This window comes from symbiont of Argiope bruennichi, from assembly GCF_051094275.1.
GTDB lineage: Bacteria > Bacillota_I > Bacilli_A > Mycoplasmatales > SG1.
Genome location: NZ_CP070274.1, coordinates 91,030 through 105,203 on the forward strand (window position 1 = coordinate 91,030; position 14,174 = coordinate 105,203).

Here is a 14,174-nt window from a genome sequence, read left to right on the forward strand (position 1 = left end):
TGTAAAAAATAGTAACTTTGACTTTATTTTTTTATGGTATACAATTATTTTTAAAAATAAAAAACATAAGTAAAAACAAACCTTGTCTTATAAAGGAGTACAAAAATTGCCATATAAAAAAGAAATAAAAAAAAGTATTTTTTTGATTGTACCATTAACTTTTTTAGTTTTTTTAACTTTTGGTTACTCATTAATTGATAATAAAAGCAATATTAACCAGGAATCAAGAAAGTTAAGATACGCTGATAATTTTCCAGTAAATTCAAAAGAACACTTAACAAACAATTGAATTTCTAAAATAGAATTAGAAATTACTAACAGTCAAAACATAAACTTAACAGTAAGCGTTGTTACAGGATATCATGCAAATTCAATCTTTACGATATGCAATGTATTAGTAAATAATTCCTTCAACACTAAAAAATTACACACTATGGGGACAGAAGACATAAATGAGGCGAGGAGACTTAGAAAAACCGGAAAACCAATTATTGGTTATTTAAAATATAAATTTACCTACCCTGTAAGTATTATTCAAAATAACGGAATTTTGGATATAAGAATTGATGTTCACGGAGAAGAAGAGTGTTTAATCGCCAACGACACCATTGATATGTATAGATATAATCATGGCAAATGTAATGAGTTGCCAATTACAATATACGATCAAATAAGCTATCAAAAGTCAATAAATATTAATGATTTTATTGGTCCGGTAAGCTTTCAACACATTGAACTAAAAAACAACGAACAAAAAACAATTAAACTTTTAAAATCAATTTATATAAACCCATATTTTACAGTTGATGTACCAAATATTGAAGGCGAAAAGACATTTAAAAAAAATGAAAATGCAATTTGGAACCCAGAGTACGATTACATAACAATTAAAAAAAACAAAAACCATTCATTTGATAATAAATTTTTTTTTAGTGACTATGAATTTACAGATTACCAGGATTTTTATAATAAAAACGGATCAATTCACTTTAAAAGTGCACTTATTCAAGAATATAATAATAATTTTTATTTACCAACCAAAAAAATTGACTGCTACTTAAAAAAATACAACCAAAAATGATTTCTTTTCAGCAACTTTGATAGTACTTTAGAAACCAACAACAAAAAAAACTTTTACTTTAATGTTTTTCCTGCATATCCAGAAACAAAAAACGGAATTTTAAAAAATAATATAATTTCAAACAAAACATTTTTACAAATAAATTTGTTTGTAAAAGAAAAAATGAATGTTAGCTTATTATTTCCTTTGCACGATGAAAAACCATATTTTGACCTAAACAACAAAGGATTAATTAAAATTATTGATGAAAAGAATTAAATTTATTTTTTACAAATCTATTAGATTTTTTAAAAATATTTACGTTATATTATTATTATTTTTTTTTGCAATTTTGTTTTCTTTGGTGGGATATTATCGGTTTTTTTACCACAAAGAAAATTTGAATTTTCTTAACATAAAAAATAATTATTACTTAAATCTTGCAAAAAAATTAAAAATAAATATTAAAGAAAACAACTTAAGTAATACAGATATAAAAAATATAATTATTAAAAAGACCAAAAAATTAAATTTTTGGCTAAAAAATTTCGAAACAATATATTTATACAATAATTCTATATACGTTGATTCAGATAAAAAAATTTGTATTAATAAAGATAACTTTTCTTGGAACTTACAGAAACTTATAGAAAATCATTTTTACGAATTAACTGAAAATTATTTTTTAAAAGTAAATTCAAATAATAAAAGTTATTTAAAAATAAATTTTGGATTTTTTTTGTTTGACAACTCTTTTTTTACAAAAGAAAAACCATTAAAAATTACCTTTAACAAAAAATTTGTAATTAACAAATAATTTTATTAAATTAAAAAAAATTAAAAAAACTCTTATAATTTTTTGTCTTGTGGAAGATAAAGTAGATATTTATTTAATTAAAAAATTTGAAAAAATTTTAAAAGAAAAAATTTCTTTAAATGATGAAATTCGTCATTTAAATATTGATTCAATAATTTTTTTTGATTTTATTTTTCAAGTGGAAAAAGATTTTTCAATAAAAATTGATTTTTCTGAGTTAAACAACATAAAAACATTAAATGACTTTGGATTATTAATTAAGAGTAAATTAAATAAATAATTTTTGCCCAGTTAGCTTAGTGGTAAAGCAAACGGCTGTTAACCGTTGTACATTGGTTCGATTCCTTTACTGGGCGCCATTTTGGCCCGTTGGTGAAGTGGTCTAACACGCACGGTTTTCATCCTTGTATTTTCATGGGTTCGAATCCCATACGGGTCACCACAGGGGTATGGTTCAACGGCTAAGAACGCCAGGCTTCAACCCTGGAGATATGGGTTCGATTCCTATTACCCCTGCCATTATTAAAAATAAAAAAACAAATTTTTTATTTTTAATAATTTTTAAAATAACACAACAAAAAACATTTTTTAACATAAAAAACTCCAACTTATTTATAAAATTTTTTACTTAATCTTAACAATTAATATTTATTCAAAAAATTAGTAGTAAATAAAAGATAAAACAGTTTTACAATTTTTACTTAACTTCAAACACAACTAAAAATAAAAAAGTTTAAAATTTTAATTAAAATATATATATTAATGAACCGTATATCTAAAGAAATAATTGAAAAAAATAATAGTTTATTAGCGAAAAAACTTTTTAATTATTTCTCAATTTTTGCTTTTTGTTATAAAGGTGAAAAAAATAAATTAAGTTTAAATTTTTTAGCAAATTGTGATTTATATTGTGATAATAATAAAGTTTTGCTACTTTTTTACAATAAATTATTGCAAAAAAATGCAGAAATTATTTTCAAACAAAACGATTTAAAAAAAATTCTCTTAGAAAAAATTTTTTTTAATTTTGATGAAATATACTTAGATTCTTCCGAAAAAGAAGAGAAAAACCATTATTTAAATGCAAAGAAAAAGATATTAGATGCGTTAAAAAATAGCGATATTGAAATATCTTACCAAAAATAGTTATGATTATTGTTTTTGAAGGTGCTGATGGTGTAGGGAAATCTTCAGTTATCAACGAACTAAAAAATGATCCATTTATCAAAGATAACGATTTTATTTTTTGCAAAGAGCCTGCAGACAATGATAAATATCTAAAAACACTAAGGAATCTTATTTTAACCGAAGAAAATTATAAGATTTCTGATTTTCTCCTTCTTATGGCATCTAGAGCTAGACATTTCAAAAAATATATTATTCCACATATTAACGAAAAAAATTTTATTTTTGATAGATATACTTATTCTTCTTTCGTATATCAATTGGAACATGAAAAAGATCTTTCATATATGAATCAAATTATAAAAATTACATTCGAACATCTTACTGAAGGAAAATTGGAAGTTTTTAATAAAATTGTGTCTCCCGACATTGTTTTTTATTTTGTTTGCGACCTAAAAAAACAAATTGATCGGCAAAAGGAACAAAAAAACGAAATATTTAGGTTTGAAAAAAAATCAATGATAGAGAAAGCAAAAATAAAAGAAAAATACGAAAAACTTTTTGTACAAACTATTAAAGATGACTTAGGAAATCCTAAAGAAGCACTACATAGCAATGTTTTTAAAATTGATACCACAAACAAATCAATTATTGAAATAAAAAAAATTTGTCTTGAAAAAATTAAAGAATTTATTGAAAACGAAGCGAAAAAAATTCAAACCAATAAATAAAAAATGAATGATTTAAAAATATTTTTAGATATTGTTGCGACACCAATCGGCAATATTAACGAAATTACTTTTCATGCTATAGAATCATTAAAAAATTCAGATATTGTAGTTTGTGAAAATATTTTAAGAACTAAAAAAATTTTCTACAAATACAATCTTTTAACGAACAAAAAGTTTTTTAGATGCAATGCATCAACAGAAGAATTAGCCTTTAAAGCTGTAGAAAAATATTTAAAAACCTTTAAAAAAAAAGAAGCTATAAACATTTGTTTAACTTCTAATGCTGGATACCCATTAATTTCTGATCCTGGATGATATTTTTTAAGAAAACTAAAAGAAAAGTTTAATATTAGTACTACAGTTTCTAATGGGCCATGTTCTATAAATCATGCGCTTTTACTATCAGGTTTCAATATAAATTCTTTTTTCTTTTTTGGATTTTTACCAAAAAAAACTTCAGAATTGAATAAAAAAATTCAAATAATAAAAGACTTACCTACATTAATTGTTTTTTTTCTTTCAAAACACAGATTAAAAAAAGAACTCACAAATTTATTATCTTTTTTTGAAAAAAAAGAAGCAAGTTTGGCCTTTGAACTTTCTAAAGTTAATGAAAAAGTAATCAATGGAAAAATAAGTGAATTATTAAATAAAATTTCTGATGATGTAAAGGGCGAAATTGTTTTAACAATAAATAATAATTAAGTGAAAAAAGTAATTATCACATCCCCAATATATTATGCAAACAACAAATTGCACTTAGGACATGTGTACACGAATGTAATTTGTGATTCTTATTGTAGGTTTTATAAAAAAAATTGTTTTGAAGTATTTTTTACAACAGGAATGGATGAACACGGGGACAAAGTTTTTTTAAGTGCAAAAGAAAAAAATATGCCAATAGACTTATTTTTAGATAATATTACAAAAGACACTCTTGATCTTTGAAAAAAATATAATATTGAATTTACAAATTTTATAAGAACTTCAGATCAACAACACATAAAAACAGTAAAAGACATTTTCTTTTACTTTTTTAAAAAAAAAATTATTTACACTTCAAACTACGAAGGATATTATTCTTTAAAAGATGAAGCTTTTTTGTCAAAAAAAGAATTAAAAAATCTAAAAAACAAAGACAATTTAGTTTTTAAAAAAGAGGAATCATTTTTTTTAAAAATTGAAAAACAAAAAGAACTATTAAAAGAAATTAAAAAAAGACTTCTGCCAAAAAATAAAGTAAAGGAATTAGAAAAAAATTTTTTTTCAGATTTAAAAGATCTTTCAATTACAAGAGAAAATTCAAAAAATTCAATATCTTTAGAAATAAACAACAAAAACTTAAATATTTATGTCTGATTTGACGCTCTAATTAATTATCTTTCTGCATTTAATTTTTCTTTTAGAAATCAAAAATTTTTTGATTTTTGAAATAGTAAAGATACTAAAATAATTCAATTTATTGGCAAAGAAATTGTAAGATTTCATACAATTTACTGATTTTTAATTTTAAAATATTTAAAATTAAAAATACCCAATAATATTATTTCTCATGGGTGGCTTTTGTTGAAAAATGAAAAAATGTCAAAAAGTGAAAAAAATATTATTTGTCCTCATGAATTATTAAAAAAATTTTCTTCAGATGAAATTAGATATTTTTTAACAAAAAATTTTAGTTTAAAAAATGATTTTTCTTTTTCTATAGATTCAATAGCAAATACAAAGAAGCAAGATTTAATCTTTGTTTTTAGTAATTTGGTCACAAGAACCTTAAAAATGATTGAAAAATATTTTAATGGACAAATAAAAATGAATTTAAATAACACACAAGTCAAGCTTGGAAATAAATGAATTAATGAAGTAATAAAATTTTACGAAACTTACAAAATTTCAGCATCAATTAATTTTTTATTAAAAAAAATGAGCCTTATTAACAAAAAAATTCAACTAAAAGAACCTTGAAAACTTTATAATCAAAAGAAAATGAAGTCATTGGAAAAAATTTTATTAGATTGTTTTTTTAAAATTTTTTTAATTGTTTTTTTATTAAGTCCAGTTCTTGTTACAAGTTACAAAAACTTTATTTTAATGTTTGAAAAAAATAATTTTTTTGAAGAACTAAATTTTTTGAATTTTATAAATTTAATTAACAATAAAGAAATTAAAATAAAAGAAATTAGCTATCTTTTTAAAAATGATTAATAACAAAATGTTTTTTGATGTAATTGTGGTTGGTGGGGGACATGCAGGGGTTGAAGCCGCAAATATTTGTGCTAAAAAGGACTGTAAGACGCTACTTATAACTTTTGATCCAACAAAAATTGCAATGACACCATGCAATCCTGCAATCGGTGGGAGTGCTAAGGGAATTGTAGTAAAAGAAATTGACGCTCTTGGGGGCATTATGGGTAAGGCTGCTGATGCAACTTACTTACAATTCAAAATGTTGAATGAAAGCAAAGGGATTTCGGTTCACTCATTAAGAGCACAAATTGACAAAAAAAGTTATCCAGAATTTATTCAAAATTATTTAAAAAATTTAAAAAACTTAACCATTCTTGCAGATGAAGTTCTAGATTTTTTGATTGAAAATAATAAAATTGTTGGCATAAAGGCCAAAAAACATAAAAATATTATGGCAACTTGTGTTGTTGTAACAACAGGAACTTATCTAAAGGCAATTCAAATGTATGGAAAGGTTGAAAAAAATGAGGGGCCTGAAAAGACAAAAATAAACTTAACATTAAGCGACAAATTAAAAAAATTAGGATTTAAGATTCTTAGATTTAAGACGGGGACACCACCAAGACTTGATTACAATACGATTGATTTTTCAAAATTTGAAGTTTTAAATTCAGGTAAAAATTGTTGTTATTTTTCTTTTTTAAGAGAAAAAGAAAAAATAGTTGATAAAAACATTAACTGTTATGTTGGATACACAAATAAAAAAACCGAAGAAATAATTTTAAAAAATTTGCATAAAAGTCCAATGTTTCAAGACAGAATTAAAGGAATTGGACCTAGATACTGTCCTAGTATCGAAGACAAAGTTGCAAGATTTAAAAATCGTGAAAAACATCAGTTTTTTTTAGAACCAGAAACAAAAGACTACAAATCTGTCTATATCCAGGGGTTTTCTTCGAGTCTACCAGAAGAAATTCAATTGTTAGCGTTGAGAAGCATTGATGGTTTAGAAAATTGTGTTCCCTTAAGGTACGGATTTGCAATTGAATATGATTGCATCGACCCTCAAGAATTATTTTTAACGTTGGAATCAAAAAAAATTGAAAATCTTTTTTTTGCTGGGCAGATTAACGGCACAAGTGGCTATGAAGAAGCAGCAGGGCAAGGTATTATTGCAGGGATTAATGTATTTTGTAAAATAAAAAACTTAAAACCATTTATTTTACAAAGAAATGAAAGTTATATTGGAATTATGATCGATGATCTTTGCAATAAAGGAGTTTTAGAACCATACAGACTTTTATCATCTAGAGCAGAATTTCGATTATTTTTAAGAGTTTTTAATGCAGATTTAAGAATGTATCAAAAAAGTAAAGAATGAAAATTGTTGGAAGACAATGAATTGCTAATAATAAAACAAAAAAAAGATAATATTGAAAACACTTTAAATTATTTAAAAAATACTTTGGTTTCACCAAAAGAAATTAACGAATTTTTAGCCCGATTTGAAGAAAAAGTAACGAAAAAATTTTCTCTTTTTGATTTGCTAAAAAGACCAAAAATTAATATTTTTGACTTATTTAATTATTTAAAAATTAACTATGAAAATCTTTCAAGAATTGAAATGGTTGAAGTAGAAACCTTAACAAAGTATGATGGTTACTTTAAAAAGCAGGCAGATGAATGGGAAAGAATGCAAAAATTTGAAAAATTTAAACTTAATAAAAATTTTGATTATTATAAAGTTAACAATTTATCAATTGAAGCTAAAGAAAAATTGACAAAAATTAAACCAGAAACAATTGGCCAGGCATTTCGAATTTCTGGAATCAATCCTTCAGACATTGTTGGACTGTTTTATTATTTTAAAAATAAAAAAAAATCATCAAATCTATTAAAAAAAGATTAGAATAAAAATAATTAATATGAATAATTATATTTTAGTAATAAACTCTGGATCCTCTTCATTAAAAATCTCTCTTTTTGATTTTTCTTTAAAAGAAATGCTTATTTCTTTTAATTTTCAAGCATTAAATGCTGAAGACTGCACACTTTTTGCAAATTTTAAAGGTAAAAAAATAACTGAAAAATTACCAAACTTTGATCACGAAAAGACAATAAATTTTTTTTTAAATTTTTTAATTGACAAAAAAATTATTAATTCAATCGAACAATTAAAATACTTTGGTCATAGATATGTTCAAGGTGGTGAATTTTTTCAAAAGTCAACAATTATTGATAAAGACAATGAAGAAATTCTTGAACAAATTATGGATCTGGCTCCGCTTCACAACCCAGTAAATTTTAAGACCTTTAAAATATTTAAAAAAAATTTTCCAAATGGGTTACATGTTGCTGTTTTTGATACCCAATTTCACACAACCATTCCAATCGAAAGATTTTTATTTCCGATTCCCTACAGTTATTATTCAAACCATAAAATTAGAAAATATGGTTTCCATGGTTCTAGTTATATGTATGTTTTAGAAAAAGCCAAAGAATACTTTAAAAAAAAGAAATTAAACCTTATTGTTTGCCATATTGGTGCTGGTTCTAGTATTTGTGCGATAAAAGATTCAAAGTCATTTGATACTTCTATGGGAATGTCACCCCTTGGTGGAATAATGATGGGAACAAGATGTGGGGATATTGACCCTAGTGTTATTGAGTTTATTCATCAAAAAACTAATAAAAATTTGTATGAAATTACGAATGAATTAAATAGAAAAAGTGGTATTAAGGGTGTTTGTGAATTAGAAACAGGAGACTTTAGAAATTTAATTTCTTTGGTTGAAGAAGGTAATATTCAGGCAGAGATTACTTATAATATGTTTTTAAATCGAATTATTGAGTATATTGGAAGATATTTTTTTGCATTAAAAGGCGAAGTTGACGCTTTCATTCTAACTGCTGGAATTGGGGAAAATTCCCAAAAACTTCATACCGATATTTTAGATTATTTAAATAACATTTTTAAAGAAAATATGGAACTAAAACACCAAGAAATTAACGGGATAAAAGTTTTGGCAAAATTTAAAAATTTTGAATATTTAGTAATTCCAACAAACGAGGAATTAGTTATTGCAAAAGAGGTAAAAAAATTTATTTAAATGATTAATTATAACATTTTGATTAAGGCACTTAAAAAAGAACCATTAAAAAAAATTGTTTTTTCTGAAGGAAGTGAAATTAGAGTTATTAAGGCTGCTATTAACTTAGCAAAAAAAAACATTATTATTCCAATTTTACTTTCAGATGAAAAAACTGTAAAAAAAGTCTGCAAAGAACACTTTTTAGAATTGCACCAAGGAATACAGTTTTTAAATCCTAATAGTTTTTCTGAAAAAAAAAGAAAAAAATTTATTGATGAAACTTTAAAATTAAGACAAAATAAAAATTCAAAAGAAGAAATTGAAAAGTGATTTTACGAACCAAATTATTTTTCAGTTATGTTGGTTCAATTTGGATATGCAGATGGTGTTATTGGTGGTGCTAATTTTTCTACTGCTGATACAATTAGGCCCGCATTTCAAATTTTTAAGGCTGATAGATTTGCCTCTAGTTCAATGATTTTATCAACTAATGAAAAGGCAGTTATTTTTACAGATTGCGCCATAATGCTTGATCCAAACGGACAAGAATTGGCAGAAATTGCCAAAAGAGGCGCCAATCTTTACCAAAAAATTTTTTACAAAAAACCGGTTGTTGGTTTTCTTTCATATTCCACAAAAGGTAGTGGCAATGACACTAACGTTCCAAAAATTAAAGAAGCGATTAATATCTTAAAAAACGATCAAGTAGATTTTATATTTTCTGGGGAGTTTCAATTTGACGCTGCCTTTTCTTCTAGAGTTGCCAAAAAAAAATGCAACGACGACAAAGCGGCAGGTCATGTTAATGTTTTTGTTTTTCCTAATTTAGTTTCTGCAAATATTGGTTATAAAATTGCCCAACTTATGGGAAATTGAAATGTCGTTGGCCCAATCATTTCCGGGATTAAAAAACCAATATTTGATTTAAGTAGAGGGTGTACTGCTGAAGAAGTTTTTAACTTATCAATTATTTTGGCTTACTTAATTTAATTAGATTGAAAAAAAAAAATTTTTGCCTTTTTGCAGGCTCTTTTGATCCTTTTACCAACGGACACTTAGAAATTTTAAAAAAAAGTTCTGGACTTTTTTCTAAAATGTTTCTTGTGGTTTCCGAAAATTTAAGAAAAAAACCGCACCTTCCCCTAGAATTTCGCTACAAATTAATTAAATTATTAGTAAAAAAACACAAACTATCAAACGTTGAAGTTCTTCTTAACAAAGATGTGCTAACTTCATTATTGGCAAAAAAACTAAACTGCGAATTTTTGCTTCGCGGGATCAGAAATAGTTTGGAATTTGAACAAGAAAAAATCATTGCAAAAAACAATAGTTTTATCAACGAATCATTAACAACAATCTTTGTCATGATTCCAGAGCCACATTGTTATATTTCTAGCTCTGTTTTTTGAGAAATATTTTTTTACAAAAACACCGCTACTAAACGTTATGTTGATGATGATATCTATTTAGAAATTAATAAGTATTTTCAAATGAAAGGGTAAAATTATGACAGAAAACGATCAAATTGGTAAATCTATTTATGATTCATTAGAACAAATTAGAGGAAAATTAGAACCCACAAGATTTAGAGATATTTTTTTTCCATTGTTTTTTTTACTTTTTGCATCTAAAAAATTTGAATTAGCCGAAAAAAAAGAAATTGAAACCAAAGAAAAACTTGCAGGAGTATCTTCTTATATTCTTCAAGAAGCGCTTAACTCCGACACTTTTAACCGACAAGGGATTCTTTATATTCCAAAAAAGGCAAGATGAGAACAAATTGTTGAAGCCGACAAAACCGGATCACTTTTTTCTGCTATTTCTTCGGCATTTTCGATGATATACAACGAAAACGATAAAAATAAGTTTAATAACTTTGAATTTTTGTTTAAAGAAATTAATCAATCAAATGTTTCTGCCAGCAATTTATCTTTAATTGTAAATCTTTTTAACAAAAAAATTTGAATAGATAACAAAGACAACATAACTTTAGAAAATATCGATGACCATTTTGGAAAAATTTACGAATATTTAATTTATCATTATGGAGATAAAACCAACGATAATGCTGGAGAATTTTACACTCCATCATCAATAATTGATCTTTTGGTTAATTTTTTAGACATTCAACCGCAAAAAAAGATTTATGATCCATGTTGTGGATCTGGAGGAATGTTTATTAGATCATTAAATTACATTAATAAAGTTTATAAAGATGATTTAGAAAAGAAAAAAAGAGCATTAAATCCTTCAGAATTTTTAGAATTTGTTCCCGCTGAGTTTTACGGGCAAGAAATTAATCAAAATACCATTTCTATTTGTTGATCTGGTCTGATTATTAACGGAATTATTCCAAAACTTGGAAATGACGATACCTTTAAAAATTATTTTCATCAAGATCAAGTTGGGCAAATTGACTATGTGTTGGCTAACCCTCCCTTTAATTTAACCTTGAACGAAAAAGAATATCCTTCATGAGGAAGCGATCCACGATGAATTTTTTTGGTTCCTTCAACAAAAAACGCAAACCTTGCATGAATTCAACATATTTACTACTATTTAAGAAAAGATGGTGGTAAGGCCGCAGTTATTTTATCAAAAGATAGCGCTTCTTCACCTGACAGTATTGATATTGAAACAAGAAGAAAAATCATTGAGAGTGGTTGCATTCAAGCAATGTTGTTTTTGCCAGAAAATTTATTTTTTAATACGGGAATTTCAGTTTGTGTTTGATTTTTAAAGAGAGATGTTAATAAAACAAACGATAAAATTCTTATTCTTTCATATCCTGAAGGAGGAGAGTCTGAATCAAAAAAAATTTCCTATCTAACTCCATCAGAAATTAAAAATTTAAAAGAAATATACTTTAAATATCTAAACGGACAATTAGAAAAAGAAGGCTCTTCAGTTATTTACAAACAATATAAATGTGAGTGAAAAATTTTAACAATCGAAGAAGTTTTAACTGATAATCCAGATTGCTCTTTGACTCCTGGCACCTTTAATATTGAAGAAAATATTGATTTATCAGAGGACTTAGAAGTTGACGAAATTCCTTTTGAACCTGGTAACGAAGAAAATGTTTTGCTAAAAGAAATTAAAGAAATGCAACCTTGACTTAAAGAACTAAGCGAAAGCAAAAAAAATTTTGATGATTTCCTAATTTAGTTTTTGGCAAATTAGCGGTTGGTTACATTTTAAACGAAGATTATTATAAAGACAAAACCGATGATATTAACAACTTAGTGAATATTTTATCTTGATCTAGTAAAAGAAAATACACTGAGTACACCAAAGATCAAGATCCAGAGAGAGAAAAAAAACATCAAGAATTTTTACAATTAATAAAAGATCCAACTGATATTAATTATTACAATAAAATAATCGAAACAGACGAAAACAAAGACTTTTTGGACTTTTTAAAAGAAAACAAGTATTGCTTTGATTACAACTTTGAAGATGATTCTGATAAAAATTAACAAAGGTAAAAAAAAATATGTCATCTAATCGAAAAGTAAATTTTATCCTTGATAAAACAGAAAACAAAATTACCGAAATTTTTTCGAAATGATATGAAAAATTTGATGAGAAATTTAAAAGAGTCGAACACTTTGAACTCGATAAGCTAAATGCTGCCGTTCTTTTTTACATTGTTCAATCAAAATTATTTGAAAAATATTCAAAAACTGAAAAATACTTAGAAAATTTGGAATTATACGATGAAGAGGATGAAAAAATTAATTCGATTCAAAATGATTTCAAGATGTTCTATTTTGAAAAAGAAGATTATTTATTTCCAAAAATTTTAGAAAAAGCAAATTTTTATCTAAAAAATCCTGAAGATTTTCGTATTAATTTTAAAAAAGATTTTAGTGAATATTTTATCGATATCTGCGTTAATTTAGCACAAAAAAACAATAAATCTGACATTTTTTTTGCTTTATTCAACAAAAACATTAAAGACATTTCAACAATTATTGCAAATATTTTAATTTTTTACAGTAATGCTGAATATGATGGTGAAAAAATATATCAAAGTGATAATTTTTCTGAGTTAATGTTTTCAAAACTAATTATTTATTTTTCGATTCTTTTAAATAGTTCTGGAAAAGGTAAAAATAAAACAGTTGTTTTTTCAAATAAAATTTTAGTTAATTTTATTACTAAATTAATTGCTCCAGGAAAAATTTTAAATGAAACAAAAGTTTATTCACCAATTAGTGATTATGGAATCTTTTTTGTTAGTTTTTTGGAAGAATTACACAAAACCCACAAAATATTTAACAACAAACCAATGATTCATAGAATTAAAATTTGCCCTCATGTAAAAACAATATTTATTAAAAATTTATGTTCTATGATCTTGTACTTATTGGATATTGATACTGATTGATTAGAAGATGAAAAAGCCATTGGCGATCCAGTTGAAAATGATCGCTTAGATGATGAAAAATTTGATTATATTTTTGCAGACATCCCAACAGAGATTAAATCATGATCATCTGAAAGTGAATTTGAATTAGGAGAATTTAGGGATGAACCTTCAAGCAATCTCCCAATTTATGCATGATTTATTAAGGTAATTAATAAATTTGCAAAAAATACCAAAGGCGCTTGTGTTATTATCTTTCCTTATGGTAGTGGAAGTGTCAAAACGATGGAAGAAAACAGAAAAATTTTTGTTGAAATGAACATCCTAGACGCTATTATTAAAATTCCAAAAGGAGAATATTTTGGTTTAGATGAATCAAAATTAATGTTTATTCTAAAAAGAAGACCAAAAGACGACCATGAAGTATTCATCTCAGATATTGAATATTTCTTAAAGTACTACGATAAACCTAGTGATTTTTTTGATATCATGGAAAAAATTAAAAAGAATTATGTTGCTTGAACCATTAACCATAATTATTTTAGAGAAACACCACCAAAATACCGCTATGGTACAATTATCAATGGTAATTTATTTAAAATGAATGACTCATGTTCTTTTCGTATGGAAATATTTTTAAAAAAACTTGAGGGAAATAGAACATATTTTGATCAAAAAACAAAATTTTTTGATTTTATTTTTGATCATTTTACAGATCAAATTCTTTTTCAAAAATATTCTGATGAAATGTCAGAAATTATTGAAGAAATTGAAAAAGAACATCAAAACTAGT

General features: G+C 25.0%; 14 protein-coding genes and 3 tRNA genes. All 17 read left to right on the forward strand.

Going from position 1 to position 14,174, the window contains the following annotated elements; all coding sequences use genetic code 4:
* The first annotated feature begins 106 nt into the window (after nt 1-106).
* The 17 genes from JTY60_RS00480 to JTY60_RS00560 all read left to right on the forward strand — a co-directional run bounded on the left by JTY60_RS00480 (nt 107) and on the right by JTY60_RS00560 (nt 14,173).
* Nucleotides 107-1,339 carry a hypothetical protein gene (locus tag JTY60_RS00480; protein ID WP_434414695.1) on the forward strand — a complete coding sequence of 411 codons (1,233 nt, stop codon included), beginning with the start codon at nt 107-109 and terminating at the stop codon, nt 1,337-1,339.
* On the forward strand, nt 1,326-1,877 hold the full coding sequence (locus tag JTY60_RS00485) for a hypothetical protein (protein WP_434414696.1): 552 nt from the start codon (nt 1,326-1,328) through the stop codon (nt 1,875-1,877). The genes JTY60_RS00480 and JTY60_RS00485 overlap by 14 nt, the downstream gene beginning before the upstream one ends.
* 49 nt (nt 1,878-1,926) lie before the next feature.
* Nucleotides 1,927-2,157 (forward strand): acyl carrier protein, encoded by a 231-nt coding sequence (locus JTY60_RS00490; RefSeq protein ID WP_434414697.1) that lies wholly within the window; start codon nt 1,927-1,929, stop codon nt 2,155-2,157.
* Nucleotides 2,158-2,162: 5 nt separating this feature from the next.
* Nucleotides 2,163-2,236 (forward strand) — tRNA-Asn (locus tag JTY60_RS00495).
* 4 nt (nt 2,237-2,240) lie between these two features.
* Nucleotides 2,241-2,319 (forward strand) — tRNA-Glu (locus JTY60_RS00500).
* A 1-nt stretch (nt 2,320) separates the two neighbouring features.
* Nucleotides 2,321-2,396 (forward strand) — tRNA-Trp (locus tag JTY60_RS00505).
* Nucleotides 2,397-2,639: 243 nt separating this feature from the next.
* Complete coding sequence (locus JTY60_RS00510) at nt 2,640-3,023, forward strand: hypothetical protein (RefSeq protein ID WP_434414698.1); 384 nt, start codon at nt 2,640-2,642, stop codon at nt 3,021-3,023.
* Between the two features lie 2 nt (nt 3,024-3,025).
* Nucleotides 3,026-3,733, forward strand: coding sequence for a dTMP kinase (locus JTY60_RS00515; RefSeq protein ID WP_434414699.1), 708 nt, complete (start codon nt 3,026-3,028; stop codon nt 3,731-3,733).
* Nucleotides 3,734-3,736: 3 nt separating this feature from the next.
* Nucleotides 3,737-4,438, forward strand: coding sequence for an SAM-dependent methyltransferase (locus tag JTY60_RS00520; RefSeq protein ID WP_434414700.1), 702 nt, complete (start codon nt 3,737-3,739; stop codon nt 4,436-4,438).
* Nucleotides 4,439-5,935, forward strand: coding sequence for a methionine--tRNA ligase (locus JTY60_RS00525; RefSeq protein ID WP_434414701.1), 1,497 nt, complete (start codon nt 4,439-4,441; stop codon nt 5,933-5,935).
* On the forward strand, nt 5,928-7,826 hold the full coding sequence (gene mnmG, locus JTY60_RS00530; RefSeq protein ID WP_434414702.1) for a tRNA uridine-5-carboxymethylaminomethyl(34) synthesis enzyme MnmG: 1,899 nt from the start codon (nt 5,928-5,930) through the stop codon (nt 7,824-7,826). Before JTY60_RS00525 ends, mnmG begins: the two co-directional genes overlap by 8 nt.
* A 16-nt stretch (nt 7,827-7,842) precedes the next feature.
* Nucleotides 7,843-9,027 carry an acetate/propionate family kinase gene (locus JTY60_RS00535; protein WP_434414703.1) on the forward strand — a complete coding sequence of 395 codons (1,185 nt, stop codon included), beginning with the start codon at nt 7,843-7,845 and terminating at the stop codon, nt 9,025-9,027.
* Nucleotides 9,028-9,999: a phosphotransacetylase gene (locus JTY60_RS00540; RefSeq protein WP_434414704.1), complete on the forward strand. Its 972-nt coding sequence runs from the start codon at nt 9,028-9,030 to the stop codon at nt 9,997-9,999.
* A 5-nt stretch (nt 10,000-10,004) separates the two neighbouring features.
* The gene (gene coaD, locus JTY60_RS00545; protein ID WP_434414705.1) at nt 10,005-10,511 is read left to right on the forward strand and encodes a pantetheine-phosphate adenylyltransferase; all 507 of its coding nucleotides are present in this window, start codon (nt 10,005-10,007) and stop codon (nt 10,509-10,511) included.
* Between the two features lie 4 nt (nt 10,512-10,515).
* Nucleotides 10,516-12,177 carry an HsdM family class I SAM-dependent methyltransferase gene (locus JTY60_RS00550; RefSeq protein WP_434414706.1) on the forward strand — a complete coding sequence of 554 codons (1,662 nt, stop codon included), beginning with the start codon at nt 10,516-10,518 and terminating at the stop codon, nt 12,175-12,177.
* A 77-nt stretch (nt 12,178-12,254) separates the two neighbouring features.
* Nucleotides 12,255-12,488 (forward strand): hypothetical protein, encoded by a 234-nt coding sequence (locus JTY60_RS00555; RefSeq protein WP_434414707.1) that lies wholly within the window; start codon nt 12,255-12,257, stop codon nt 12,486-12,488.
* A 17-nt stretch (nt 12,489-12,505) separates the two neighbouring features.
* Nucleotides 12,506-14,173 carry a hypothetical protein gene (locus JTY60_RS00560; RefSeq protein WP_434414708.1) on the forward strand — a complete coding sequence of 556 codons (1,668 nt, stop codon included), beginning with the start codon at nt 12,506-12,508 and terminating at the stop codon, nt 14,171-14,173.
* Nucleotide 14,174 lies beyond the last annotated feature (1 nt).